Source organism: Streptomyces sp. NPDC101181, assembly GCF_044767975.1.
Classification (GTDB): domain Bacteria; phylum Actinomycetota; class Actinomycetes; order Streptomycetales; family Streptomycetaceae; genus Streptomyces.
Genome location: NZ_JBIWOX010000007.1, coordinates 38169 through 61710, shown reverse-complemented (window position 1 = coordinate 61710; position 23542 = coordinate 38169). Strand labels below are relative to the sequence as shown.

24 protein-coding genes are annotated in these 23542 nt (G+C 73.0%); 7 read left to right on the top strand and 17 right to left on the bottom strand.

The genetic code is table 11. The features are described from left to right. Nucleotides 1-48: 48 nt before the first annotated feature. From ACIRRU_RS12860 to ACIRRU_RS12840, 5 genes are all read right to left on the bottom strand, one after another. Nucleotides 49-1200 (bottom strand): NAD-dependent epimerase/dehydratase family protein, encoded by a 1152-nt coding sequence (locus tag ACIRRU_RS12860; RefSeq protein ID WP_403679242.1) that lies wholly within the window; start codon nt 1198-1200, stop codon nt 49-51. Between the two features lie 267 nt (nt 1201-1467). Next, nucleotides 1468-2148, bottom strand: coding sequence for a hypothetical protein (locus ACIRRU_RS12855; RefSeq protein ID WP_403679240.1), 681 nt, complete (start codon nt 2146-2148; stop codon nt 1468-1470). After that, entirely contained in the window at nt 2145-3425 is a 1281-nt protein-coding gene (locus ACIRRU_RS12850; RefSeq protein WP_403679238.1) for an MAB_1171c family putative transporter, read from the bottom strand. Before ACIRRU_RS12850 ends, ACIRRU_RS12855 begins: the two co-directional genes overlap by 4 nt. A 67-nt stretch (nt 3426-3492) precedes the next feature. After that, on the bottom strand, nt 3493-4080 hold the full coding sequence (locus tag ACIRRU_RS12845; RefSeq protein WP_363203065.1) for a toxin: 588 nt from the start codon (nt 4078-4080) through the stop codon (nt 3493-3495). Between the two features lie 10 nt (nt 4081-4090). Continuing rightward, on the bottom strand, nt 4091-4639 hold the full coding sequence (locus tag ACIRRU_RS12840) for a hypothetical protein (RefSeq protein WP_403679236.1): 549 nt from the start codon (nt 4637-4639) through the stop codon (nt 4091-4093). A 483-nt stretch (nt 4640-5122) separates the two neighbouring features. On the opposite strand from ACIRRU_RS12840, the gene ACIRRU_RS12835 reads away from it, so the two are divergent. From ACIRRU_RS12835 to ACIRRU_RS12825, 3 genes are all read left to right on the top strand, one after another. Then, nucleotides 5123-5473 carry a MerR family transcriptional regulator gene (locus ACIRRU_RS12835; RefSeq protein WP_363203067.1) on the top strand — a complete coding sequence of 117 codons (351 nt, stop codon included), beginning with the start codon at nt 5123-5125 and terminating at the stop codon, nt 5471-5473. Nucleotides 5474-5778: 305 nt separating this feature from the next. Next, nucleotides 5779-5982 carry a cold-shock protein gene (locus ACIRRU_RS12830; protein ID WP_363203069.1) on the top strand — a complete coding sequence of 68 codons (204 nt, stop codon included), beginning with the start codon at nt 5779-5781 and terminating at the stop codon, nt 5980-5982. Nucleotides 5983-6207: 225 nt separating this feature from the next. Then, on the top strand, nt 6208-7758 hold the full coding sequence (locus ACIRRU_RS12825) for a DEAD/DEAH box helicase (RefSeq protein WP_403679233.1): 1551 nt from the start codon (nt 6208-6210) through the stop codon (nt 7756-7758). A 129-nt stretch (nt 7759-7887) separates the two neighbouring features. Here the strand turns inward: ACIRRU_RS12825 and ACIRRU_RS12820 are convergent, their stop codons facing one another. The 3 genes from ACIRRU_RS12820 to ACIRRU_RS12810 all read right to left on the bottom strand — a co-directional run bounded on the left by ACIRRU_RS12820 (nt 7888) and on the right by ACIRRU_RS12810 (nt 11172). Beyond that, nucleotides 7888-8976 (bottom strand): acyltransferase family protein, encoded by a 1089-nt coding sequence (locus ACIRRU_RS12820; protein WP_403679231.1) that lies wholly within the window; start codon nt 8974-8976, stop codon nt 7888-7890. Nucleotides 8977-9068: 92 nt separating this feature from the next. Next, the gene (locus ACIRRU_RS12815; protein WP_403679229.1) at nt 9069-9530 is read right to left on the bottom strand and encodes a universal stress protein; all 462 of its coding nucleotides are present in this window, start codon (nt 9528-9530) and stop codon (nt 9069-9071) included. A gap of 1 nt (nt 9531) precedes the next feature. Continuing rightward, nucleotides 9532-11172, bottom strand: a complete 1641-nt coding sequence (locus ACIRRU_RS12810; RefSeq protein WP_403679227.1) for an APC family permease — start codon at nt 11170-11172, stop codon at nt 9532-9534. Between the two features lie 303 nt (nt 11173-11475). On the opposite strand from ACIRRU_RS12810, the gene ACIRRU_RS12805 reads away from it, so the two are divergent. Then, the gene (locus ACIRRU_RS12805) at nt 11476-12246 is read left to right on the top strand and encodes a peptidoglycan recognition protein (RefSeq protein ID WP_403679225.1); all 771 of its coding nucleotides are present in this window, start codon (nt 11476-11478) and stop codon (nt 12244-12246) included. A gap of 23 nt (nt 12247-12269) precedes the next feature. On the opposite strand, the gene ACIRRU_RS12800 is transcribed toward ACIRRU_RS12805, so the two are convergent. The 7 genes from ACIRRU_RS12800 to ACIRRU_RS12770 all read right to left on the bottom strand — a co-directional run bounded on the left by ACIRRU_RS12800 (nt 12270) and on the right by ACIRRU_RS12770 (nt 19819). Beyond that, complete coding sequence (locus tag ACIRRU_RS12800; protein ID WP_363203075.1) at nt 12270-12635, bottom strand: PH domain-containing protein; 366 nt, start codon at nt 12633-12635, stop codon at nt 12270-12272. A 178-nt stretch (nt 12636-12813) separates the two neighbouring features. After that, nucleotides 12814-14766, bottom strand: coding sequence for an ABC transporter permease (locus tag ACIRRU_RS12795; RefSeq protein ID WP_403679223.1), 1953 nt, complete (start codon nt 14764-14766; stop codon nt 12814-12816). 142 nt (nt 14767-14908) lie between these two features. Continuing rightward, nucleotides 14909-15718, bottom strand: coding sequence for a molybdate ABC transporter substrate-binding protein (modA, locus tag ACIRRU_RS12790; RefSeq protein WP_403679221.1), 810 nt, complete (start codon nt 15716-15718; stop codon nt 14909-14911). A 243-nt stretch (nt 15719-15961) separates the two neighbouring features. After that, nucleotides 15962-16357 carry a molybdopterin-binding protein gene (locus tag ACIRRU_RS12785; RefSeq protein ID WP_030075662.1) on the bottom strand — a complete coding sequence of 132 codons (396 nt, stop codon included), beginning with the start codon at nt 16355-16357 and terminating at the stop codon, nt 15962-15964. A gap of 252 nt (nt 16358-16609) precedes the next feature. Beyond that, complete coding sequence (locus tag ACIRRU_RS12780; protein WP_403679219.1) at nt 16610-17410, bottom strand: VOC family protein; 801 nt, start codon at nt 17408-17410, stop codon at nt 16610-16612. A gap of 181 nt (nt 17411-17591) precedes the next feature. After that, nucleotides 17592-18581, bottom strand: a complete 990-nt coding sequence (locus ACIRRU_RS12775) for a TerC family protein (protein WP_403679217.1) — start codon at nt 18579-18581, stop codon at nt 17592-17594. 215 nt (nt 18582-18796) lie between these two features. Beyond that, nucleotides 18797-19819 (bottom strand): LacI family DNA-binding transcriptional regulator, encoded by a 1023-nt coding sequence (locus ACIRRU_RS12770; RefSeq protein ID WP_403679215.1) that lies wholly within the window; start codon nt 19817-19819, stop codon nt 18797-18799. Between the two features lie 271 nt (nt 19820-20090). Here ACIRRU_RS12770 and ACIRRU_RS12765 point away from each other — a divergent pair, with 271 nt between their 5' ends. From ACIRRU_RS12765 to ACIRRU_RS12755, 3 genes are all read left to right on the top strand, one after another. Beyond that, a complete protein-coding gene (locus ACIRRU_RS12765; RefSeq protein WP_403679213.1) occupies nt 20091-21035 on the top strand; it encodes a carbon-nitrogen hydrolase in 945 nt (314 codons plus the stop codon). Between the two features lie 617 nt (nt 21036-21652). Then, on the top strand, nt 21653-22012 hold the full coding sequence (locus tag ACIRRU_RS12760) for an RNHCP domain-containing protein (protein ID WP_403679636.1): 360 nt from the start codon (nt 21653-21655) through the stop codon (nt 22010-22012). 13 nt (nt 22013-22025) lie between these two features. Next, on the top strand, nt 22026-22439 hold the full coding sequence (locus tag ACIRRU_RS12755) for an RNHCP domain-containing protein (RefSeq protein ID WP_403679211.1): 414 nt from the start codon (nt 22026-22028) through the stop codon (nt 22437-22439). 112 nt (nt 22440-22551) lie between these two features. On the opposite strand, the gene ACIRRU_RS12750 is transcribed toward ACIRRU_RS12755, so the two are convergent. Both ACIRRU_RS12750 and ACIRRU_RS12745 read right to left on the bottom strand, forming a co-directional pair. Further along, nucleotides 22552-23013, bottom strand: coding sequence for a hypothetical protein (locus ACIRRU_RS12750; protein WP_403679209.1), 462 nt, complete (start codon nt 23011-23013; stop codon nt 22552-22554). A 2-nt stretch (nt 23014-23015) separates the two neighbouring features. Beyond that, complete coding sequence (locus tag ACIRRU_RS12745; RefSeq protein ID WP_403679207.1) at nt 23016-23516, bottom strand: hypothetical protein; 501 nt, start codon at nt 23514-23516, stop codon at nt 23016-23018. Nucleotides 23517-23542 lie beyond the last annotated feature (26 nt).

Genomic DNA, 23542 nt, shown 5'->3' with positions numbered 1-23542 from the left:
CGGTGCCGTGACCTGTGCCGCCGCAGTGACCTGAGCGCCCACCGGCGGCTACGCGCCCACCGACAGGGACGCCTCCGCCGTCTGTGACGCGCCCACCGTCTGCGGCGCCTCCGCCGTCTGTGACGCTTCCGTCGGCCGCCCGGCGCCGGGTCCGCGCAGCTCCGCCCGCGCGAACTCCGCCATCCCCTCCGCGAAGCCGACCCGGGGCAGCCAGCCCAGGTCGGCGCGCAGCCGCTGGGAGTCCGCGGTGACGTGGCGGACGTCGCCGAGCCGGTACTCGCCCGTCACCACCGGGGCCGGACCACCGTGCGCGGCGGCCAGTTCGGCGGCCATCTCGCCGATGGTGTGCGGGTCGCCGCTGCCGGTGTTGTACGCGGCGAAGGAGGTGGCCGGGCGCTGTCCCACCGACTCCAGGGCCACCAGATTGGCCGCCGCGACGTCCCGCACGTGGACGAAGTCGCGGCGCTGGCGGCCGTCCTCGAAGACCCGGGGCGCCTCGCCGCGGGCCAGGGCCGAGCGGAAGAAGGAGGCGACCCCGGCGTACGGGGTGTCGCGCGGCATGCCAGGCCCGTAGACGTTGTGGTAGCGCAGCGACACCGCGCGGCCCCCGGTGGCCCGTGCCCAGGCGGCGGCCAGGTGCTCCTGGGCGAGCTTGGTGGCCGCGTACACGTTGCGCGGATCGGCCGGGGCGTCCTCGGAGACCAGGCCGGGCGTCAACTCCGCGCCGCAGTCCGGGCAGTGCGGCTCGAAGCTCCCCGCCCGCAGGGCCGCCTCGGGGCGGGGGCCGGGGCGGACCGTGCCGTGGCGCGGACAGGCGTAGTGCCCTTCGCCGTAGACCACCATCGACCCGGCCAGCACCAGGTTCGCCACCCCGGCGGCGGCCATCTCCGCCAGCAGCACCGCCGTACCCAGGTCGTTGCAGCCCACGTAGTCCGGCGCGTCCGCGAACTCCTTGCCCAGGCCCACCATCGCCGCCTGGTGGCAGACCGCGTCCACCCCGGCGAGCGCCGCCGCCACCGTCTCCCGGTCCCGGACGTCCCCGACGAGCAGCCCGGCGTCCCGGGCCCCGGCGGCCGCGCCGGCCGGATGGGCCGAGGGCAGCAGGGCGTCGAGCACCACGCTCTCGTGACCGGCCGCGTGGAGTGCGGCGACGACATGTGACCCGATGAACCCGGCTCCGCCGGTGACCAGTACGCGCATGGCGGCCACGGTAGAAGCCGACGGCCGCCGGGCGGGTGAGGACGCGGCCGTGTCCCCGGACCGCAGGACGCCGCGGGCCCAGGACGGCCCCGGACCGGAGGACAGCGCGGGGCCGAAGGACGGCCCCGGACCGGGGGACAGCTTCGGGACCAGCATTGCGCACAGGCCACCCCTCGGGCCGGCGGACGCACGCCCCGCACGCCCCCTACGGCCGCCGACCGCCCGCAGACGGCCCCGGACCCGTCCTCAGACGGGCCCCCGCCGCCCTCAGACGAACACGTACGCCACCGTCGTCGCCGCGCCCAGACCCGCGCCCGCCACGGTCTGGGCGACGGTGTGGTAGCCGAGCGCCACCCGCGACCAGCAGACCGCCGTCGTGGCCAGGCCGGCCAGCAGCCACCAGGGGGAGTGGACCACGGCGAGCAGGGCGACGACCGCCGAGGCCACCGCCGAGTCGACCGAGATCTTCCACACCGTGTTGACGGCCAGCAGCCCGATGGTCATCACCCACAGCGCCAGCATCGCGACCAGGATCCCGGTGGGCGCGTTCCCCGCCACCATCACCACCGAACCGGTACCGATCGAGCCCAGGATCACGAAGAAGATCGGTGCCCGTTTCGTACGGTCCACGACATGGCGGTCGCCCCAGGTGCCGCGCCCGCGCTCCCACTCGATGTACCCCGCCGGGATCAGCCCGGCGCAGAGCGCCCCGAGGAAGCCCCAGAGCAGACCGGACCAGGCGCCGCCCGCCGCCGCCAGGCCGATGCCGAGCATTCCCGCCAGCAGGACGTTGCGCGGCTGGAGGACGTCGGTGACGGTCCGCGCCACGGTGGCCGTGCCGGAGGCCGTATCCGTGCCGCCGGTCGTCTCCGGGGCGTCCGCCGTGTCCCCGGCCGTGGGCGTGCCGGTGGCCGCGCTCGTCGTCGGGTCGTCGGTGGCGCTGCTCATGCGGTCCTCTCCGTCGTACGGGACAGGGCGGCCGGGTCGGCGGCCGCCGTGAGGAGGGCGCGGGCGCGGGCCTCGTCGACCGTGCGGTAGGCGGCGGCGACCCGTACCAGCCGGGCCACCTCGCCGTCCTGGTCGGCGGCGTGCTGGGCGGCGACCGTCGCGGCGGGCCCGGCCGGTGCGCCGGAGGTCTTCGCGAGGAGGGCCGCCTTGATCCAGTACGCGTCGGCCAGGGCCTCCGTGCTCCGGGTGCCGGAGGCGGCGGACGGCCCGGCGGCCTGTTCGGCGGCGGCGAGCAGCCCGTCGGGGACGTAGTGACGCAGCTTCTCCACCGCGTCCGCGATGTCGGCGGCCCAGCGGTCGACCCGCAGGTCCGCCGGGACGTTGAACCGGGTCAGCTCCCGGGTGAGCGAGGCGGGCGGGTCGAAGGGCTGGTCGGGGAAGGCGGTCATCAACTCGTACCAGAGGCCGTGCAGGCGGACCTGGGCCCGCCACAGCCGCGCCCGCCGCGCCCCGGCCGCGAAGGCGGGGATGGACGCGCCGAGGGCGAAGAAGGCGAACAGCACCAGCTGCGCGGCCTCGGTGACCTGGTCGAAGCGGAGCGCGAACGCCTCGCTCGGCTGGTCCACCACGCTGATCCACAGGAACAGCGTGCGGCTGACGGTATAGCCGACGCCGATGAACATCGCGAAGGTCATCATCCCGAGCCCGACGCGCAGATGGCGGCGGCGGGCGTCGAGGGTGGCCAGCGCCCACTGGAAGGCGCAGACGGCGGACGCGGCCCCGAGGTAGAGGTAGAAGACGCTCATGTAGAGCGTGGCGCCCCACTCACCGGCGTGGTCGGAGACGAAGCGGTCCGAGGGCTCGGAGCGGTCGACGACGGTGAAAAAGAGGACGGTCAGCAGGATCAGGGTGGCGACGGACGCCTTGGCCGCCAGCCGCTGCACGAGCCGCGCGAACCGTACGTGGCGGGGGACCGCGCCCTCTTCGGGGTAGCTGCCGTAGATCGCCACGATGTAGCTGAGGATGGCCAGAATCGCCACGGTCGCGGTGTAGTGCTTGATGAGCACGGCGAGGTCGGTGACGGCACTGTTGTTGAGGCCGATGCGGACCGCCTCGGTCTTCGTCCACAGCGCGATCGCGAATCCGGCGTAGCAGCCCCACAGGGCCCGGCGTCTGCGGTCCTCCTCGTCGCCCCACAGGGCAGCGGGCATACGCCACAGGGCAACGGCCGTCATCAGGCCGGCTATCAGGTAACCGGCGAGATCGAGGGGGGTCACGGCGGGGTCCGTCCTCGGGGTCGGGGTGTGCGGAGCCGGAGCCCCGCGAGGGGAGGGGTGGCACGTGTCAGGCGTCGCCGGACCGTCTTCCGGGGAAGAGGCCGCGCCGCCGGTGGGCCACCGGGCGGGACAGGGAGTTGTCCAGCCGCCCCACCATGTCATCGGTGGTGAGGTCCCGCGCCATCCGGGGGATCAGGGAGGCACCGAATTCGGCCATGCGTTCGTCGTGGGTGTCGTACTGCGCGCGGGCCTGGACGGTGCCGCCGCCGGAGGCGAAGGACGCGGCGGCGGCCGGGGAGATCATCCGGGCGATCAGCGCGGTGTCGAACACCGGCAGGAGGGTGCGCAGCTGCTCGGCGTCGAGCGTGGTGCCGTGGTCGAACCACTCGTGGCACAGCTCGTGCAGGATCACGTGCTGGGTCTGGTACGCGGTCGGCCTGCGCCGGTAGAGGACGAGGCTGGTGCCCTCCGCCTTCAGGCGCAGCCCGCAGGCGGCGTTGACCCGGGCGAGGCGGTCGGGCATCTCGTGCAGCCGGATCGTCCGGCCGCGCGCCGCCTCCATGTTCGCGACGAGTCCGTCCAGCGAGAAGGGAACCGGGAGGGGCAGGTCGGCGAGCCCGGCCTCGCACTCTTTCCGCAGTTTCCGCAGGGACATGACGAAGACGCTACGCTGCCGGGCCCGCCGGGCGGTGGGTCGCGGCGGAATCTTTGCCACCGCTCTCCGTTCCGGGGCCGTCGCCGTCCTCCTTCTCGCGGGCGGCGTCCTCCAGCAGGGACAGGGCGAACTGGAGCAGTTCGGGCGGGAGTCCGTCGTCGTCCAGCCCCCGCCCGGCCACTCCGGTGATCTCCCCGGTGCGCCGCTTGGCCAGGAACTGGAGCCCGGCGACGACGTCGTCGACGACCTCGGACTCCTCCTTGAAGAAGCGCCAGTCCACACCGAAGCCGAGGCCGAGGGCCTTGAGGATGTCCTCGGACGGCTGGGTGACCTTGCCCGCGAGGATGTTGGAGAAGTAGCTGTGCGACAGCGAGCCGCCGCGGTCGCGGACCAGTTCGGCGAAGACCCGGCCCGAGATCTTCTGGCCGGGGAAGGTCTTCTCGACCATGTACTCGACCTTCTCCCGCAGGGAGCCGAGGCGGGGCAGCTCGTCCGGGGCGACGGGGGCGGCGGGGGCGATGGGCTCCGGACCGCGTTCGTCGCCGTCGGCCTTGGCCATCCGTACCTCCCGATCCCTCGGAGTCGGAAACTGAGCTTGCGTAAACACTCTACGTCACTGTTAACTCGAAAAAACACGGGCAGGGGACCACGAGGGGAGTCCCTTGCCCGTGGCACATCCTCCCGCGCCCCCATGTGGTCCGGGGCGGCTCCGGCGCGGCCGGGCGGGCCCTCGCGCCGCCCGTGGCGGGCTCCGGACAGGGGTGTAGCCCTTCACGACGGGGGATGCGTGAAGGGCTACGCGTGCATTATGACCCCGCCGTCCGTCCGACGACAACTGACCGGTCGGTCAGTGGCTCTCCACCGTCCGTGCACCGCCGCCGTCCGGGGTGCCCGAATCTGTTCCGGCGGCGATAGACATGCCCATCCCCGCCGATTAGGATTTCTTGTGCGGTCACGCGAAACAGCGGTACGCGGCACAGGGGCACCCCGCAGGCGTACGGCGCCCGGCTCCTTCGGTGCCGCGTGACGGAAGAGGTGCAGATTGCCCCCGGAACCCCCCTCGCGCGCCACCGACCGTCTCGATGACGACGACTACCCCGCCTACACGATGGGGCGGGCCGCCGAGATGATCGGCGCCACGCCGGGTTTCCTCCGAGCGGTCGGCGAGGCCCGGCTGATCACCCCGCTGCGGTCCGAGGGTGGCCATCGCCGTTACTCCCGCTACCAGTTGCGCATCGCCGCCCGCGCCCGGGAGCTCGTGGACGCGGGCACGCCCATCGACGCCGCGTGCCGCATCGTCATCCTGGAGGACCAGCTCGAAGAGGCGCTGCGCCTCAACAGGGAGCTGCGCGAGCGGGCCGCCCGGACCGGCGGTTCCGCGAAGCGGCGCTGACGGCGGCGCGCCGCCGACCGGAAGATATCTGCTTTCGTCGGCACAGGATTTCGCGCAATGTTCCACGAGAGTTTTATGTTCCGGCCCGACCGGTGATATAGGGCACCCCTTCTCGCGGTGCCTCCGTGCTAGTGTTGATCGTAGTTGCAGTCGTGGTTCCCAAAGACTTCAAATGCTTCGGCCGATCCCATGTCGGTTCGTGCATTTCTGTATTTCCGGTGTTATCTCCGGACGGGGTAATCATCGCGGCGACGTGGGGCCCGCACGGTGCGGGTCCGCGGGTTCTGCCCCTAAGGAGATATGACATGGCTACTGGCACCGTGAAGTGGTTCAACGCCGAAAAGGGCTTCGGCTTCATCGAGCAGGACGGCGGCGGCGCCGACGTCTTCGCCCACTACTCCAACATCAACGCCTCCGGCTTCCGTGAGCTCCAGGAGGGCCAGAAGGTGAACTTCGACGTCACGCAGGGCCAGAAGGGCCCGCAGGCCGAGAACATCACCCCCGCCTGATCGCTCAGGCCGCACGACGCAGCTGGGGCCCGCACCATGGGTGCGGGCCCCAGCTCGTTGTCTTTTCCGGCGGCCGGTCGTGATCCCGCCGCCGTCTCCGCTTTCTCTTTCTTTTGTCATTTCATCGGCTCGTTCTTGCGATTCCTGGTGCCGTTCGCGGCCGCTTCCCATCAGGGAATCCCTCGATACGTGCCCGGCCGCGCGCCCATCGAGGAAAGGTTCCCCATGAATCGCGAACGCACGCCCCGCTCCGGCGGCTCCGGTGGCTACGGCAGGACCGGCAACTCCGGCAGGACCGGGAGCTACGGCAGGCCCGGTGGCTCCGGCAGGTCCGGGGGCCCCGGCGGCTCCGGCAGGTCCGGGGGGCAGGGCCGGCGCTCCGCCTCCGGGGTGAAGGGCGAGTTCGCGCTCCCCGTGACCGTCACCCCGGCCCTGCCCGCCGTCGAGACCTTCGGCGAACTGGAGATGCCCGCACCGCTGAAGGCGGCGCTCGTCACCGAGGGCATGGCCGTGCCCTTCCCGATCCAGGCGGCCACCCTGCCCAACGCGCTGGCCGGCCGGGACGTCCTGGGCCGCGGCCGCACCGGCTCGGGCAAGACGCTGGCCTTCGGGCTCGCCCTGCTGGCCCGCACGGCCGGCCGCCGCGCCGACGCCAGGCGCCCGCTCGCCCTGGTCCTCGTCCCCACCCGGGAGCTGGCCCAGCAGGTCACCGACGCGCTCACCCCGTACGCCCGGTCGCTGAAGCTGCGGCTGGCCACCGTCGTCGGAGGGATGTCCATCGGCCGGCAGGCCGGTGCGCTGCGCGGCGGCACCGAGGTCGTCGTCGCCACCCCGGGCCGCCTCAAGGATCTGGTCGACCGCCGCGACTGCCTGCTGGACCGGGTGACGGTCACGGTCCTCGACGAGGCCGACCAGATGGCCGACATGGGCTTCATGCCGCAGGTCACCGAACTGCTGGACCTGGTGAAGCCGGAGGGACAGCGGATGCTGTTCTCGGCCACCCTGGACCGTAACGTCGACCTGCTGGTGCGGCGCTACCTCAACGACCCGGTCGTGCACTCCGTCGACCCGGCCGCCGGTGCGGTCACGACGATGGAGCACCACGTGCTGTACGTCCAGGGCGCCGACAAGTACGCCACCACGACGGAGATCGCGGCCCGCGACGGCCGCGTCATCATGTTCCTGGACACCAAGCACGCGGTGGACCGGCTCACCGACCACCTGCGGCAGAGCGGGGTCCGGGCGGCGGCGCTGCACGGCGGCAAGTCCCAGCCGCAGCGCACCCGCACCCTGGAGCGGTTCAAGACCGGGCACGTCACGGTCCTGGTCGCCACGAACGTCGCGGCGCGCGGCATCCACGTCGACAACCTCGACCTCGTGGTCAACGTGGACCCGCCCAGCGACCACAAGGACTACCTGCACCGCGGTGGACGCACCGCCCGCGCCGGGGAGTCCGGCAGCGTCGTCACCCTGGTCCTGCCCAACCAGCGCCGCGAGATGACCCGGCTGATGGCGGACGCCGGGATCACTCCGCAGATCGCCCAGGTCCGCTCCGGGGAGGCCGAGCTGAGCCGGATCACCGGGGCCCGGAAGCCCTCCGGCGTCCCGCTGGCCGACGCCGCCACGCCCAAGGAGAGCGGCGGCCGCGGCGGCGCGTTCATGGGCCGGGGGACCCGGCGCGGCGGCGGGGACGGGGCCCGGAGCCGTCGCACGGACCTGCCCACCCGCGAGGCCCGCGCGGCCGCCGCACAGCGCCGCGCCAACCGCGCCGCGTGACCCGTATCCGCGCCGCGTGACCCGTATCCGGGCCTCGTGACGCCCTTCGTCCACGCCGGGTCCCCTCACCCCGGGGGACCCGGTCGCGCGGCGGCCCCCAGGTGATCGGCCCTTCCGCCGTCCCGTCGCTCAGGTCCTGGGCGGCGGGACGGCGGTGCGCTGCCGGGCCCACGCCATGCGGGGTTCCAGCAGGGGGCGCAGCAGGCGCCGTACGGGGGGTGTGCAGAGCAGGGTCATCACGGCGATCGCGCCGAGGGTGACGGTGACGGTGCCCAGGGTGGTGTCGAAGAAGGGGTCGTCGTAGAAGCCCCCGTACTTCAGGCCCCGGACGACGAAGCCGTGCAGCAGGTATCCGTACAGCGTGCAGGTGCCCAGGGCGGTCATCCAGGTGCGGCCCTTCGGCACCCATGCCAGGAAGCAGGCGCCCAGCACGATCGCGGCCAGGAACAGCAGCACGGTGGCGGCCGGGCCCGTCCACTCGGCGGTGTCCATCTCCTGGGCGCTGTTCTTGCGGAAGAACCACGAGGTGGAGGTCCGGGGCACCAGCCAGTACGCCACCAGCATCCCGGCGGCGCACACCGGCACCGACACGAAGCGCACCCACGGGCGGCGGATCAGCTCGAAGTGCTGCGGGCCCATCCGCAGCCCGAGCACGTAGAACGGCAGGAACTGAAGAACGCGCTGGACCTGGAGGCTCCCGTCGGCGGCCGGGGAGAGCGTCGCCAGGGCGGCGATGGCGAGGGAGACCAGCACCGGGAAGCGCACCGCCTGCCACACCGGGGTGGACAGCCGCCAGAAGAACAGGGCGGGCAGGAACCACAGCAGCCAGTACGGCGAGAGCAGCGACAGGGCGAAGTCCGGCTTGTCCGCGGCCCGTTCGAAGAGCGTGTAGAGCACCTCGAAGAGGACGTAGGGCACCAGCAGGCTGGTGACCAGCTTCCACACCCGGTCGGGACGCAGTTCGAAGTTACGGGAGAAGTAGCCCGCGATCAGGATGAACACCGGCATGTGGAACGTGTAGACGAACGTGTACGCGGCCTCCACCAGGCGGCCGCCGGGCAGCGGCTCCCAGGCGTGTCCGACGGCCACCAGCACGATCGCCAGGTACTTCGCGTTGTCGAAGAAGTGGTCCCGGCCCTCCGGCGACGGTTCGGGGGTCTCCGGGGCGGCGGCGGCCGCGGTGGGGAGCGGCTGCTCGGAGGTGAGGGGGGAAGGCATCCTGACACCCTAAAGTGTGGAGGCGTTCCCTCCACCCGGTGTGTTCCGCATCACTCGGTTCCGGGCGCGCGGTCCTGACGGGACGTCACCTTCTACGGCCGGGAGTCCTCCGCCGCCTGCCGGGGCTCTTCCGCGCCCTCCTCGGTCGGTACGCACAGCACCGGGACCGTCGACATGTGCAGCAGCTTGTGCGGGGTCGAGCCCAGCAGGGCCCCGCGCATCGGGCTCTCGCCCCAGGTGCCGACCACGATGACCCGGCCCCGGTGCCGTTCGGCGGCGTCCATCAGGGCCTGGGCCGGTTTCTCGTCCAGCACCTCGACCAGGGCGGGCACACCCGCCGCCTCCGCCGCGGTGAGGGCGTGCTCCAGGCCGGTGCGCCCGGCCTGCCGGATCGCGTCGTGGTGGCTGCGGTACTCGGCCCCGTCGCGCAGGCCGGGGGCGGCGGCGCCGTAGACGAGGACCAGCTCCTCGCCGTACGCCGCCGCCACCTCGATCGCGATGCGCAGGGCGCGGGCGGCGCCGGGGGACTCGTCGTATCCGAGGACGACCGCCATCTCAACGCCCCTTTCCGGGACCGGGACCCGGACCGGGGGAGGAGCCGGGACCGGGGTCGGAGGGGCCGCGATCAGGGTCGCGACCGGGGTCGGAGGGGCCGCCGGAGCCGTTCGTCCCGTCCGTACCCGTACCGCCGAAGTCGCCCGGCCGGGTGACCGTGGCGTGCACCAGGGCCGGGTCGGGGACCGAGGGCCGCTCCTGCCAGAACACCGCGTCGCGCAGCCGCCAGACGACCATGATGACCACGCCGACCAGGGAGATCACGATGCCGATGACGAGCGGCGGTCCGAGCCCGAACCAGGAGGTCCCGCTGTAGGAGTTGGCCGGGTCGGACATGTCCGCCACCGACCGCACCAGCAGCCAGGTCAGCAGCCCGGCACCGACCACCGGCCCGAGGCCGATGAGCGCGAAGTTCCGTACGCTCTCGGTGAGATGGCGCCGGTAGTAGACCGCGCAGGCCACCCCGGTGAGCGCGTAGTAGAACGCGATCAGCAGGGACAGGGCGGTCAGGGAGTCGAAGAGGGCGTTCGTCGAGATCTGGTTCACCACCAGGTACCAGGCGATCGCGATGCCCGCGACCCACCAGGTGCTGACGTCCGGGGTACGGAAGCGGGGGCTGATGTGCCCGAAGTGCCGCGGCAGCGCCTGACGCCGGGCCATCGACAGCGCGGTCCGGGACGCCGGGATGATCGTGGTCTGGGTGGAGGCGATCGCCGAGGTGGCCACGGCCAGCAGCAGGATCCAGTCCCAGCCGCCCAGCACGTCCCCGGCGAGCTGGGCGAAGACGAACTCCTCCTCGCCCGCGTTCTCCGCCAGGAACGCCGTACCCGCGAAGGCCACCACCGCGAAGGCGACCGACAGATACGTCACCAGGAGCACCACCGTGGACCACAGGCCCGCCCTGCCGGGTGCGCTCGCCGAGTCCTCGGTCTCCTCGGTGAGGTTGACCGCGGACTCCCAGCCCCAGTAGATGAACACCCCGAGCAGCAGACCGCCGGTCAGTGCCGCGCCGCCCGCGCCGAACGGGTTGAGCCAGCTGCCGGAGGGCTCGATGGAGTCGAAGCCGGTGGTCCCCGCGTACACCCGGTACAGCGCGACCGCGACGAAGACCAGCAGGAACGCGACCTGGAGGAGGATCAGGGCGTTCTGCACCTTCGCCGACAGCTCGGTGCCGATGACGCAGACACCGGTCATCACGATGATCAGCAGCACGGTCAGCAGCTGCCGTACCAGGTCGTTCTCCACCCAGCCGTCCAGCCCCACCGCCAGCAGCGTGAAGCTCACCGCCACGTCGGCCAGCGAACCGACCACCAGGACGCCGGTCATGGTGATCGCCCAGCCGCCCAGCCAGCCCGCCCACGGGCCCATCGCCCGGGTCACCCAGGAGAAGGTCGTGCCGCAGTCCTGGTCGACCTTGTTGAGGTAGTAGAACGCCGAGGCGATCAGCAGCATCGGGACGAACGAGGCGAACATGACGCCCGGGGCGTAGATGCCGACCAGGGCCACGATCGGGCCGATGACGGCGGCCAGGGAGTAGGCCGGGGACGTCGCGTTGAGGCCGATGACGAGGGCGTCGACGAACCCGATCGCGTTCGGCTTCAGACCGACCGGCGACGCGTCCTGCTCACGGTCCTGGGCCATGGTTCCTCGATCCGGGGATCCGGATTCCTCGTCCGGCCGGGCGCTTCTGCGGGGAGTGGGGGCGGGCGGTGATCCGGATCTCATCGTAAGAAGACCTGCCGGAACCCGCATTCCGGGCGTAACGGCACGGCTTCGGTACGGTCGGCGCCGGTCCTCGCCTCTTCCGTACGGCCGGCTTCGCGACGGTCCTCCCACCGCGGGCCGGAGCGGGCCCCGGGCCGGAGCGGGCCCCGGTCCGGCCCGGGGTCACCCGATCGGCCCGCCCCTCTGCGAACCCGGAGGTCAGGGCGCAGGGTGGAGTCCATGTGGTCCCGCCGACTCGTCCTGGGCGTCCTGGTCCTGCCCGTGGCCCTCCTGGTGTTCGGGGACGGCGCGGCGGTCCACGCACCCCGCACCGAGCCGGTCACCGGGCCCCGGCCGCCGCGCGGGCTGCCGCAGCCCGCCCTGGTGAGCCGGCACGCGTGGCACGCGGACGAGGGGCTGGTCCGGGAGCGGCCGCACTACACGGGGGCGGCGAAGGCGCTCTTCGTGCACCACACCGGCAACCCCAACGACTACGACTGCGCGGACGCCCCGCGGCTGATCCGGGCCGTCCAGAGCGAACACGTCGAGCAGGACGGCTGGGACGACATCGGCTACAACTTCCTGGTCGACCGCTGCGGCACGATCTACGAGGGCCGGGCGGGCGGGGTCGGACGGGCGGTGCTCGGCGCCCACACCAAGGGGTTCAACACCGACACGGTCGGCGTCGCGGCCATCGGCAACTTCGGGGAAGGCGCCGAGGTCCCGAAGCCGATGATGGACGCGCTGGTGCGGCTCGCCGCCTGGAAGCTCCGGCCCGGCGCGGACCCGCTGGGCCGGATCGACCTGGTGTCGACGAACGACGAGAGCCGCTTCGACAAGGGCCAGGTGGCCCGGCTGCATGTCATCTCCGGGCACCGCGACAGCTACGAGACCCGCTGCCCCGGCGAGGCGCTGTACCGGCTGCTGCCCGAGTTGCGGGAGCGCACGGCGAAGCGGCGCGCCACGGTGCCCGGACACTCCCAGGCGGCCCGGCTGCGGCCGTACGTCTGAGCCGGACGAGGGCCCGAGACCGCCTAGCGGGCGACGAACTGCGTGAGTATCGCCTGCACCTCGTAGATGTCGACGCCCTTGGTGAAGGTCTTCTGGAGCGGGGTGGCGTTGCCCGAGATCCAGATCTTCAGCTCCGCGTCGAGGTCGAACGTCCCGGCCGTCTCCACCGAGAAGTGGGTGATGCTGCGGTACGGCACGGAGTGGTACTCCACCTTCTTGCCGGTCAGGCCCTGCTTGTCGACGAGGATCAGGCGCCGGTCGGTGAACAGGATCGTGTCGCGGATCAGCAGGAACGCGGCGTGCACCTGCTCGCCCTGGCCGAGCAGCCGGGCGTAGTCCTGGTGGGCGGTGGCCGGGTTGATCGTGTGCGCGTTGCCGAACAGTGCCATGGTTTCCCGTCTCTCCGTGCTGCCGGTGGTGTCCGTCGTGCCGGGCGTCCGAGCCGCGCCCGGTCCGCACCGTCGACCGTCGTAGGAAGTACGTGTGCGGTGAGGCTCTGGTTCCCGCGGCCGGTCGGCCGACACCCCCGGGCGGACCCTCCCGGCGCACTCCCCGGCCCGGTCGCCCCTACAGCGGCACCGCCGTCACCTCCGTCGCCTTCACGCTCGTCCAGACCGCCGTCCCGTCGGCGACGCCCAGTTCGGCGGCGGCCTGCGGGGTGATCTCCGCGATCAGGTCCGGGGCCTCGGGGGAGGTGATCAGCAGGCGCAGCCTGCTGCCGCCCGCGGTGATCTCGCGGACCGTGCCGGGCCATACGTTGCGCGGGGAGCCGGTGGGCCGCTCGCGGTGTACGGAGACGGCCTCGGGGGCGATGACCGCGAGGGCGTCCGTGCCCGGGGGGAGGGGCTCGGCGACCACGACGTGCCCGCCGCCCACCGGCTCCAGGCCCTCGGCGGTGGCGGTCCCCGGCCAGGCGTTGCGGCCCAGCATCCGGGCGACCCACGGGGAGCGCGGGTGGCGGGTGACCTCCGCGGGCGGCTCGTCCTGGAGGACCCGGCCGTCGTCCAGCACCAGGACCCGGTCGGCCAGGGAGACCGCCTCGACCGGGTCGTGCGTGACGATCAGACAGACCCCGCCGAACTCCGCGAGGTGCCCGCGCAGGGTGTGCCGCACCCGGGCCCGGGTGCTCTGGTCGAGGGCGGCGAGCGGTTCGTCCAGCAGCAGGAGGCGCGGGCGGGCGGCCAGTGCGCGGGCCAGGGCGACCCGCTGGGCCTGTCCGCCGGAGAGCTGGCCGGGCCTGCGGTGGGCCAGGTGGCCGACCCCGAGCCGGTCCAGCCAGCCCTGGGCCTCGCGGCGGGCTCGGGCGCGGGGCACGCCGTGGGCGCGGAGCCCGTACGCGGTGTTGGACAGGGCGCTCAGGTGCGGGAAGAGCGCCCCGTCCTGGGGGACCCAGGCGACGCCCCGGCGGTGCGGGGGGAGCGCGGTGACGTCGGTGCCGCCGAGGCGGAGGCGGGCGTGGGCGCGGGGGGTGAGGCCGAGGAGGGCCCGCAGCAGCGTCGTCTTGCCCGCGCCGTTGGGGCCGACCACGGCGATGGTGGTGCCGGGGCCCGCGTCCAGCGTGAGCCGGGTGAAGCCGGTGACGTCGGCGTGCAGGGACCAACGCTCCTGGGCGGCGGGTTTCGCCGGGGGCTCCGGCGCGGGCGGTTCGGGCAGGGCGGCGTCCGCCCCCGCGGGCTCCTCCGGGCGCGGGGCGGCGGGCTCGCGGTGGTCGCCCGGGGTGCCGGTCCACCGGCCGCGCAGCGCGATGAGCACGGCCATCGCGATGGCCAGGAGCAGCAGCGACACGGAGGTGGCGGCCTCCGGGGAGTCCTGGAGCAGCAGATAGACCTGGAGCGGCAGGGTCTGCGTGGTGCCGGGGAGGTTCCCGGCGAAGGTGATGGTCGCGCCGAACTCGCCCAGCGCCCGCGCCCAGGTCAGCGCCGCCCCGGCGATCAGCCCGGGGGCGACCATCGGCAGGGTCACGGTGAGGAACACCCGTACCGGCGAGGCTCCGAGCGAGGCCGCCGTCTCCTCGTACCGGGGGCGCAGCCCGCCCAGCGCGCCCTCCAGCGAGATGATCAGGAACGGCATCGCGACGAAGGTCGCCGCCAGGACCGCCCCCGAGGTGTGGAAGGGCAGCGTGATGCCGAAGGTGTCCTCCAGCCACGGCCCGAGCAGCCCGCGCCGCCCGAACGCCAGCAGCAGCGCCACCCCGCCGACCGTGGGCGGCAGCACCATCGGCAGCAGTACCAGCGAGCGCACGACCGCCTTGCCGGGGAACGGGACCCGGGCCAGCAGCCAGGCCAGCGGCACCCCGAACAGCAGCGAGAGCCCCAGCGACCAGAGCGAGACCAGCAGGGAGAGCCGCAGCGCCTCGGTGGTCGCCTCGGCGGTGAGGTGCGCGCCCAGTTCGCCCCAGGAGGTGCGGACCAGGATGCCGACGAGGGGCAGCATCAGGAACGCCACGGCCAGCAGCGCGGGCACCGTCAGCAGGAGAGGGGCGCGCACCCCGGGCGTTCGGCGGCGAGCCGGTCGTTTCATGGGTGACCTCGGGGGACGGTAAGGGGCCGGGGGACGGCAGGGCCCGGCGGGCCGTAGGACGGGACGGTCCGCCGGGTGACGGTACGGCGCGCGGGCGACGGTACGGCGCGCCGGGCCACGGTGTGCCGGGCCCAGGTGCGGGTTACGGCTGCTGGAAGCCCGCGCCCTGGAGGATCTTCTGCGCGTCGGGGGTCGAGAGCCAGGCGACGAACGCGGCGGCGGCCTCGCTGTGCTCCGACGTCTTCAGCGTGGCGGCCGGGTAGGAGGCGATGGCGTTCTCGGCGTCCGGAATCTCGACCGCGTCGACCTTGTCGGGGGCGGTGGCGGCGTCCGTCTTGTAGACGAGCCCGGCGTCCGCCTCGCCGAGCGAGACCTTGCTGAGGACGGCGCGGACGTTGGGCTCCTGGGAGACCGGCCGGACCTCGATCTTCTGCGCGTCGAGCACCTGCTGGCTGTAGCGGCCCACGGGGACCTCGGGGGCGGCGAGGACCACCTTGAGCTTGCTGTCGGAGAGGTCCTTGAGACTCTCGACCTTCTCCGGGTTGCCCTCGCCGACGGCGATGACCAGACGGTTCTTGGCGATGACGGTGGGCTTGCCGGTGTCGGCCGTGAGTCCGTCCATCGTCTTGGTGTCGGCGGTGACCAGCGCGTCGGCGGGAGAGCCCTGCTTGACCTGGGCGGCCAGCTCCTGGGAGCCCGCGAAGGAGAACGTGACCTTCGTCCCCGGGTTCTCCTTCTCGTACGCCGCCCCCGCCTCCTTGAAGACGTCGGTGAGCGAGGAGGCGGCCAGGACGGTCAGGTCGGCCTTGGGGGCGCCGGAGGCGGAGGAGGTGGCCTGCGCGCCGCTGTCGTCGTCCTTCTTGTCGTCGTTGCCGCAGGCGGCGAGCGGGACGAGGAGGGCGGCCGTCAGGGCGGCGGCGGCCGCGCGGCGGCGGGTGATCGGGAGAGACATGAGGGCGAGGCTCCTTGGATGCGTGCGCGGTCGGCGGGTGCCGTCCGGGCGGGTCTGCGGGTCTGCGGGTCTGCGGGACGCGCCGGGAGGGCGCGGGTGGTGCCGGGGGTGGTGCGCGGGGGTGGCGCCGGGGTGCCGAGGAGGGAGGGGCGGCACGGGAGGAGCTGGGTCCGCCTTCCCGGGGACCGGGCGGCTCGCGGGTGCGCGTACGTCGGCCTGTCCGGTGGGCGTAGGCCGTCCCGCTCAGGTGCGGTCGATGTGCACGCTGGTCGACTTCACCCGGGCCGTCGCCTGCATACCCACCTCCAGGCCGAGCTCCTCCACCGCCTCCCTGGTCAGGAGGGAGACGAGCCGGTGCGGACCGGCCTGGATCTCGACCTGGGCCGCCACGTCGCCCAGCTTCACCGCGGTGACGATGCCCGGGAAAGCGTTACGGGCCGAGGTGTAGGGCGCCTCGTCCTCGCCGCCCGCGCTCTGGCCGACCTCGATCGAGAAGGCGGCCAGCGCGCGACCGTCGATCAGACGCCGCCCGGCCTCGTCGCGATGGGTCGCGACCCGGCCGGCGTCCGCCCAGCGGCGGGCGGTGTCCGGGCTGACGCCGAGAAGTCGTGCTGCCTGGCCGATTGTGTAGGACTGCATGCGCACCACGCTAGGCCACACAGGCTCGCATGTGCGATTCTCTGGACGATGTTCCATCGCAGATGCGAGGGGCGTTGGAGGAACGCACAGCGCACGGAGCTGCACGCGCCGAGCTCGACGTCCGGAGCGGAACGCGGGGAGCTGGGCGCACGGAGCCGGACGCATCGAGGCGCCGGGGTACGCGAACGGGCCGCGCCGGTGGTCCCGGTCGCGGCCCGTCGAGGAGGCCCGTCAGTCCGTCGATGCCGCCCGTCAGCCCGCCGGGCTCGTCCCCGGCATCTCACCCACGGTGGTCGTCACGTCGACCACGGAGAACGAGGCGCCCTGCGGATCGCTGAGTTCCGCGAACCGGCCGAACGGGCTGTCCTCCGGCCCGAAGCGCAGCACCCCGCCGCGCTCGGTCGCCTTCGCGACCGCCGCGTCGCAGTCCGGGACCGCGAAGTAGAGGTTGACGTACGACGGCACCTCGGCCGGGTAGTCCTCACCCATCGCCACCCGGCCCAGCACGGTCTCGCCCTGGACGTCGTACATGACGAAGTCCATGGACGCGTCGTCGATCTTCTGTGCCGTGTAGGGGAAGACCGCCCGGTAGAAGGCGTCCACCCGCCCCGGGTCCCGGGTGGAGACCTCGCCCCAGCAGTAGCCGCCGGGTGCGCCCATCTCCGTCTGGAAGCCCTCGTGCCGGTTCCCCTGCCAGATGCCGAAGACCGCGCCGCCCGGGTCGCGGGCCAGCGCCATCGTGCCGAAGTCGCCGATCGGCATCGGCTCCATCAGCACTTCTCCGCCGTTCTCCCGCACCCTGACGGCGGTCGCGGCGGCGTCCCGCGACGCGAGGTAGAGGCACCACGCGGACTGCCCGTCCTCGCCCGGCATGGGCGGAGCGACGGCGGCGGCCGCCTTGCCGTCCGCGTACGCCTGGGTGTAGCCGCCGAACTCCGTCGCGGCCTCACCGAACGTCCAGCCGAGGACGTCCCCGTAGAAGCTCTTCGCGCCCTCGATGTCGGCGAAGCCGGCGTCCGCCCAGCACGGGGTTCCTTCGGGTTGTACAGCCATCGCGCTGACCCTCTTCCGGTCCTGATCCTGTTCCTGAGTCGTGGTCGAGGTCCTGGTGGTCGCCCCGGGGACCACGCTAGTCAGCCCCCGCCCGGCCGCGCGCCGAAGGAGGACCGGAGTGGGCCGGGCATCGCGGTGGGGAAGGCTTTCCCATCGCTTTGCCCGGCCATTGCCCAACCGCTTACTCGGCCGGTTTACCGTCAGGTGTCTGATCCACCGTCTTGTCGGCCTCCCCGTCGGACGGCGGTGGACGACGAATACTGAGGACGACCGACGCCGTGAGGATGACCACGATCACCGCCAGGCTGACCGGCGACGGAATCTCCGGGATGGAGGTGCTGATCATCTTGTGCGAGGCCTGGAGCAGCAGCTTCACGGCGATGAAGGCCAGAATGACGGCGAGGCCCGTGCTGAGGTAGTGGAAGCGGTCCAGCAGTCCCGCGAGCAGGAAGTACAGCGCCCGGAGCCCAAGGATGGCGAACGCGTTGCTCGTGTAGACGATGAAGGCGTCGTCGCTGACCGCCAGTACGGCGGGCACGCTGTCCACGGCGAAGATCAGGTCAGCCGCCTCGATCGCGGCGACCACCGCCAGCAGCGGGGTCGCGACCCGCTTGCCCTCCTCCTTGACGATGAAGTGCGTCCCGGCGTACTCGTCCCGCACCGGCATGATCTTCCGCAGCATCCGCACCGCGAAGCTCGTGCTGGGGTCGAAGTTGTCCTCGTCGTCCTTGAGGATCTTGTACGCGCTCCAAAAGAGGACGGCGGCGAACAGGAACAGCACGAAGGTGAATCGGTTCACCACCGCGACACCGGCCGTCAGGAAGATCGCCCGGAACACCAGGGCGCCGATGACGCCGAAGAAGAGCACCCGGTGCTGATACTCCCGGGGCACCTTGAAGTACGCGAAGATCAGCGCGAAGACGAAGAGGTTGTCGACCGACAGGCTCTTTTCGAGCAGCCAGGCTGTCGTGTACTCCGTCCCCGCCGTCGTCCCGAGGACGCCGAACACAACTCCGCCGAAGATGAGCGCGAGGCTCACCCACAGCACGCTCCACCAGGCGGCTTCCTTGAAGCCGATGACATGTGCCTTGCGGTGGGCAAGCAAGTCGACTGCGAGGGAGACGACCACCGTTACGGCGAACGCCACCCACAGCCAGATCGGTACATCCACGCCCGAGACCTCCCCTATCGATTGTTACGAGTGTGACGGGTCGGGTCCGTGAGTGCGAGGGGATGTGACCTGACCGGTCGCCGCGACCGGTCGGGTCGACTCCGGGCCGGGCAGCGGCGGAGAGGCGTCCGGGTAGCTGCCGCACCGGGGCTGAACTGGGGTTTCGTCCTGGGTAAGGGCGCTCCGGGCGGCGTACGAGCGTCTCACCGGGTCATTCAATCTTGGTCCGATTTTCTCTTGCGTGACGACCCGGTGGAGGCGCGGACCTCCAGGGACCAGGCATGGTCGCGGACGGTGTCGGCGGCCGCGCGGCCCGCGAGGATGTCGCAGAGCAGCTCGGCACAGGCGCGGCCGTACGCGGCGGGGCGCAGGTCGACCGCGGTGACAGCCGGGTCGGCGCCCCGGGTGGCGGTGCCGTCCACGCAGGACGCGACGAGCAGGTCCGCACCCACCTCCCGGCCGTGGGCGGCCGCGGCGCGCAGGACGCCCGGGGCGGAGCCATCGGGGGCGCAGATCACGGCGTCGACGGCGGGGTCGGCGGCGAGCAGAGCCCCGGTCGTCTCCTCGGCCTCGGCGGGGGTGGCCGCGAACGGCACGGTGCGCAGGGCGACCTCCACGCCGTGGGTCCCGCCCCAGGAGGCGGCGGTCGCGCGCAGCGCGGTCGCCCAGGCGGAGGTACCCGCCGGGGCCAGCAGGGCGGGACGCCGGGCGCCGCGCTCGGTGACATGGTCGAGCAGAGCAGTCAGGGAGGCGGCGTTGTCGCAGACCACAGCGCCGCTGGGGCCGGTGACGGGGCCCAGGTAGCGCTCGCCGGTCACCACGGGGACGCCCGCGTCGAGCAGTCCCGGAACGGCCCGGTCGCCGACCTCCGGATCGATCACCAGCAGCCCGTCCACCCGCGAGGCGATCGGTCCGCTCGCCGCGCCCGCAGGCGCCAGCAGCACCACGTCGAGCCCTTCGTCCTGTGCGCGCGCCACGGCCCCGAAGGCGAGGTTCATGTAGTAGTCCAGCCGGGTCGCCGTCTGCGGCAGGTGCAGCCCGAGCGCGCCGGTGCTGGCGCGGCGCAGCCGTCGGGCGGCGCTGTTGGGCCGGTAACCGAGCTCCTCCGCCACCGCGCGGACCCGGTCCCGGGTGGCCTCCGCGACCCGCCCCGAGCCCTGGAGGGCGTCCGACACGGTGCTCTTGGAGACCCCGGCGGCGCGGGCCACGTCGAGCAGGGTCACGGTCCGGGGGTTCACGGGAGGGAAGTCTAGACGCGTGCGGGGGAGACCGGACCGGGGCTTGCCGGAACGTTCCGGCAGGGTTAGATTCGGTGCGCGGTGCCGGAACGTTCCGGCGCTGTCTGTCCTCGCATCCGGTCGGCGTGGCTTCCGCTCCCTCCCCTCTCGTCGCGTCCCTTCCGCCCCCGCGCCGCCGCACCCACGACCCGCCCGTCCGCCACCCACCGCCTGCGTCTGCCCCCGGGGCCCTGGTCCCCCGCCGCCGCACCCACCTTCCCTGGAACTGGTCATGCGTCTGATCACCGCGTACAACCCGCCCGCCTCCCCGACCCGCACCCGCCCCGCCGAGCGCGCGCCCCTGCGGGTCGCGGCGGTCCAGCAGCGCTGGCACCGCGACCCGGCCGAGCACCGCGCCGCGCTGCGGGAGGGCATCCGGCTGGCGGCGGCCGAGTGCGCCCGGGTGGTGTGCCTCCAGGAGCTGACGCTCTCGCCGTACTTCGCCGTGGTCCGCAGGGCCGACCACCCCGAGCCCGCCGCCCCGGAGGAGCTGCTGACCGGCCCCACCTTCACGTTCGCCGCCGAGGCCGCCCGCGAGCACGGGGTGTACGTACACGCCTCGCTGTACGAGAAGGCCCCGGCCCCCGGTGGCGAGGACGACGGCCTCGGCTACAACACGGCCATCCTCGTCACCCCCGACGGCACCCTCGCGCAGCGCACCCGCAAGACGCACATCCCGGTCACCGAGGGGTACTACGAGGACGACTGGTTCCGCGCCGGACCGGCGGGCGACGACGCGTTCCCGCTGGTGGAGGTCGACGAGGCCCGCCTCGGGCTGCCGACCTGCTGGGACCAGTGGTTCCCGGAGCTGGCCCGCGCCTACTCGCTGGCCGGGGCCGACGTCCTCGTCTACCCGACCGCCATCGGTTCCGAGCCCGGCTTCCCCGGCTTCGACTCCCAGCCGCTCTGGCAGAAGGTGATCACCGGCAACGCGATCGCCAACGCCACCTTCATGGTGGTGCCCAACCGCATCGGCGCCGAGAACGGCCTGTCCTTCTACGGGAGTTCCTTCATCGTCGACCCGTACGGCCGCGTCCTCGCCCAGGCGCCCCGCGACGAACCCGCCGTCCTGGTCGCCGATCTCGATCTCGACGCCCGCCGCGACTGGCTGGAGCTGTTCCCGTTCCTGACGACCCGCCGCCCGGACGCGTACGGCCCGCTCACCGAGGCCCGCTGAATCCGAGCCGACCGCCGGGAGCGGGAGGGGCCGCCCCGGCAGCCGACAGCCGGGAGCGGGGGAAGGGGCGCGGGACGGAGAGGCGGGGAGACGGGGAGGCGGGGGCGGACCCGGAAGTCCCGTTGGCCCTGCCCCGACGCCGGGCGTTCGGCGACGCCGGGTGCGCGTACATGTCCGACGAGGCGCGTACCCAGCCCGGGGCGCACCCCAGGAGGCGTCGGGAAATCCATTGGCGCCGCCGGAATGCCCCTGGTTAGCTTGCGGCTTGTCCTGCTGTTCCGCCGTCCCGTCCTGGCCCAGTGCCGTGAAGAGGGTGTGTTGATGACCCGGCCCGCGCCGAGCGCGCCTCGCCGTACCGCGTAACCGTCCGTCGCCGGCGCTGCCCGCCGTACGGCCCGCAGCCACCGCCGCGTGCCTTCCCGGGTCGCCGCCGGACGCGTCCTCCGGTGCTTGATCTCCCTGCCGTGCCGTTCCGCGATCCGCGACGGCCACGGGTTTTGCCGACGAGGCTGCTCGGCCTGCTCTTGCTGTCATGACCGACTTCTCAGCAAGGAGCACCAAGGGTGTCCGACAACACCACCAACTCCACTGGCACCACCACCACTTGCAAGACCGACATTGGCACCACCAGCGCCACGTCGGCCATCAGCACCTTCGCCTGCGCCTGGTGCGGCCTGACCGTGTCCGCGTACGCCTCCGACGGCGTGGCGCGCAACCACTGTCCGTCCTGCCTGCACTCCCGGCACGTCCTCGACCAGGTCGAGGGAGGCCCGAGCGACTGCGAGGGCCGGATGTCCGCGATCGCCATCGCTGTGCTCCGTACCGGAGACTGGAGGGTGATCCACCGCTGCGTACGCTGCGACGAGCTGACCTCGAACTCGGTCCGTCCCGACGACAACCAGCTCGTCCTGATGCGCACGGCGGTCCGCCCGCTGGCCCAACCCCCTTTCCCGCTCGAAGCGTTCGGATCGCTCTGAAGGGGGGCTCGTCATGTCGCGCAACAACAGCCGGGGGCGCCGCCGCCCTCAGCGGCACAAGGACGTCCTGCACACGCGGGGCGGCCACCGGGCCAACGACTTCCGGTGCGTGTCCTGCCGTCTGGACGTCTCCCTGGACGCCCCCGGCACCGCTCACCGCAACCACTGCCCCACCTGCCTGGCCAGTCTGCACGTCGACCGCAGACTCCCCGGCGACCGCGCCTCGGACTGCCACGGCCGGATGGAGGCCCTGGGCATGTCCGTCCGCCCGGACGGCGAGTGGCTGATCATCCACGAGTGCGCCACCTGCGGCCGGCTCAGCGCCAACCGCGTCGCCGGGGACGACAATCCGCTCGCCCTGGTCCGCCTGGCCCTCAGACCCCTGGCGGACCCCCGGACCGCGGGCCGCGCCCTGCTCACGCTGTGAGCGGGGTGCGGGGGCACGCTCGCGGTCCGTCGTGCGGGGGGAAGGAGGTCGGGGCGCGGTCGGCCGCCGCGGTTTCCGGTGGTTGACGCCGCTCCGCTGGGCGGGGGCGCGGTCAGAGCCGGAAGAGCACTCCGCGCCAGGTCCACCCGGCGTCGAGGACCGCCTGACGCAGGGGGTCCTTCATCTGCCGGGTCTCGAAGCGGGACGTCTCGACCCGCTGGGCGCGCCCGTCGGGCCCTGTCTCCTTCCCCCACACCCGGTAGACCGCGTTCGCCGGGCCGCGGGAGCGCTGCCCGAGGACGTGCTCGGTGAGCGAGACCTCCCACTGCTCGTCGACGGCCCGCACCTCGTGCTTCGCCGCGTCCAGGCGCATCCGGGTCCAGAGCCGTACCCGCAGTTCGGGGAGGCGGCACTCGGCCACCAGGTCGCCCTCCTTGCTGGTCCCGTTGCGTACGACGAAGGGGACGCCCGGCCCGTTGAGCGCCAGCAGCGCCGACCGGACCTCCGGGGCCGTACGCGGTGTGACGCCCTTCTCGGGGTGCCGGGTGCCGAAGTAGCCGTCCAGGAGGCCCATCGCTACGCTCCCGCCCCGGTGTCCGGGCGCACCGTGCGGACGAACTCCTGGAACTCCTCCAGGACGTCGTCGTGCTGCGCGGCGGTGGCGGTCAGGGCCAGCCGGATCACGGCCCGCCTGCGCGGGGCGCGGGCGTCGGGGAAGGACAGGAAAACCTGTGACTGGACGAGGTCGTGCCGTGTGCCGTCGACGACGGCCGGGAAGGCCAGCCACTGCGTCAGGGCGGGCGCGTCGGCGGAGCCGACTTCGCGGCGGCGGGACACCTCGACCGTCCCGACGGCCTCGCGCAGGCGCTGCGCCGAGGCGTCGGCCAGTCCGGCCAGGGTCGCCGACTCCGGCGGGACCTCTCCGGCTACGGTGATGTTGGCGGTGAACCCGTGGTCCGCGTGCGGGTGCACCGCGGCGAAGGCCACGCCCGGCGCCTCCATGCCGTCCGGGGGCGCGGCGGGCCGCCAGCCCTCCGGCAGGCGGAACTCGATCGGCACCGGCAGTGTCGTGGCCATCGCGGGCCCTCCTCGTCCAGCTTGTC

Bases quoted from the DNA above. Each gene is read 5' to 3' on its own strand.
- ACIRRU_RS12845 (WP_363203065.1), bottom strand. From the start codon at position 4,080: ATGTCCCTGCGGAAACTGCGGAAAGAGTGCGAGGCCGGGCTCGCCGAC.
- ACIRRU_RS12855 (WP_403679240.1), bottom strand. From the start codon at position 2,148: ATGAGCAGCGCCACCGACGACCCGACGACGAGCGCGGCCACCGGCACG.
- ACIRRU_RS12780 (WP_403679219.1), bottom strand. From the start codon at position 17,410: ATGGCTGTACAACCCGAAGGAACCCCGTGCTGGGCGGACGCCGGCTTC.
- ACIRRU_RS12810 (WP_403679227.1), bottom strand. From the start codon at position 11,172: ATGGCCCAGGACCGTGAGCAGGACGCGTCGCCGGTCGGTCTGAAGCCG.
- ACIRRU_RS12830 (WP_363203069.1), top strand. From the start codon at position 5,779: ATGGCTACTGGCACCGTGAAGTGGTTCAACGCCGAAAAGGGCTTCGGC.
- ACIRRU_RS12800 (WP_363203075.1), bottom strand. From the start codon at position 12,635: ATGGCACTGTTCGGCAACGCGCACACGATCAACCCGGCCACCGCCCAC.
- modA (WP_403679221.1), bottom strand. From the start codon at position 15,718: ATGTCTCTCCCGATCACCCGCCGCCGCGCGGCCGCCGCCGCCCTGACG.
- ACIRRU_RS12815 (WP_403679229.1), bottom strand. From the start codon at position 9,530: ATGGCGGTCGTCCTCGGATACGACGAGTCCCCCGGCGCCGCCCGCGCC.
- ACIRRU_RS12860 (WP_403679242.1), bottom strand. From the start codon at position 1,200: ATGCGCGTACTGGTCACCGGCGGAGCCGGGTTCATCGGGTCACATGTC.
- ACIRRU_RS12805 (WP_403679225.1), top strand. From the start codon at position 11,476: ATGTGGTCCCGCCGACTCGTCCTGGGCGTCCTGGTCCTGCCCGTGGCC.
- ACIRRU_RS12795 (WP_403679223.1), bottom strand. From the start codon at position 14,766: ATGAAACGACCGGCTCGCCGCCGAACGCCCGGGGTGCGCGCCCCTCTC.
- ACIRRU_RS12750 (WP_403679209.1), bottom strand. From the start codon at position 23,013: ATGGGCCTCCTGGACGGCTACTTCGGCACCCGGCACCCCGAGAAGGGC.
- ACIRRU_RS12820 (WP_403679231.1), bottom strand. From the start codon at position 8,976: ATGCCTTCCCCCCTCACCTCCGAGCAGCCGCTCCCCACCGCGGCCGCC.
- ACIRRU_RS12825 (WP_403679233.1), top strand. From the start codon at position 6,208: ATGAATCGCGAACGCACGCCCCGCTCCGGCGGCTCCGGTGGCTACGGC.
- ACIRRU_RS12840 (WP_403679236.1), bottom strand. From the start codon at position 4,639: ATGGCCAAGGCCGACGGCGACGAACGCGGTCCGGAGCCCATCGCCCCC.
- ACIRRU_RS12755 (WP_403679211.1), top strand. From the start codon at position 22,026: ATGTCGCGCAACAACAGCCGGGGGCGCCGCCGCCCTCAGCGGCACAAG.
- ACIRRU_RS12765 (WP_403679213.1), top strand. From the start codon at position 20,091: ATGCGTCTGATCACCGCGTACAACCCGCCCGCCTCCCCGACCCGCACC.
- ACIRRU_RS12785 (WP_030075662.1), bottom strand. From the start codon at position 16,357: ATGCAGTCCTACACAATCGGCCAGGCAGCACGACTTCTCGGCGTCAGC.
- ACIRRU_RS12745 (WP_403679207.1), bottom strand. From the start codon at position 23,516: ATGGCCACGACACTGCCGGTGCCGATCGAGTTCCGCCTGCCGGAGGGC.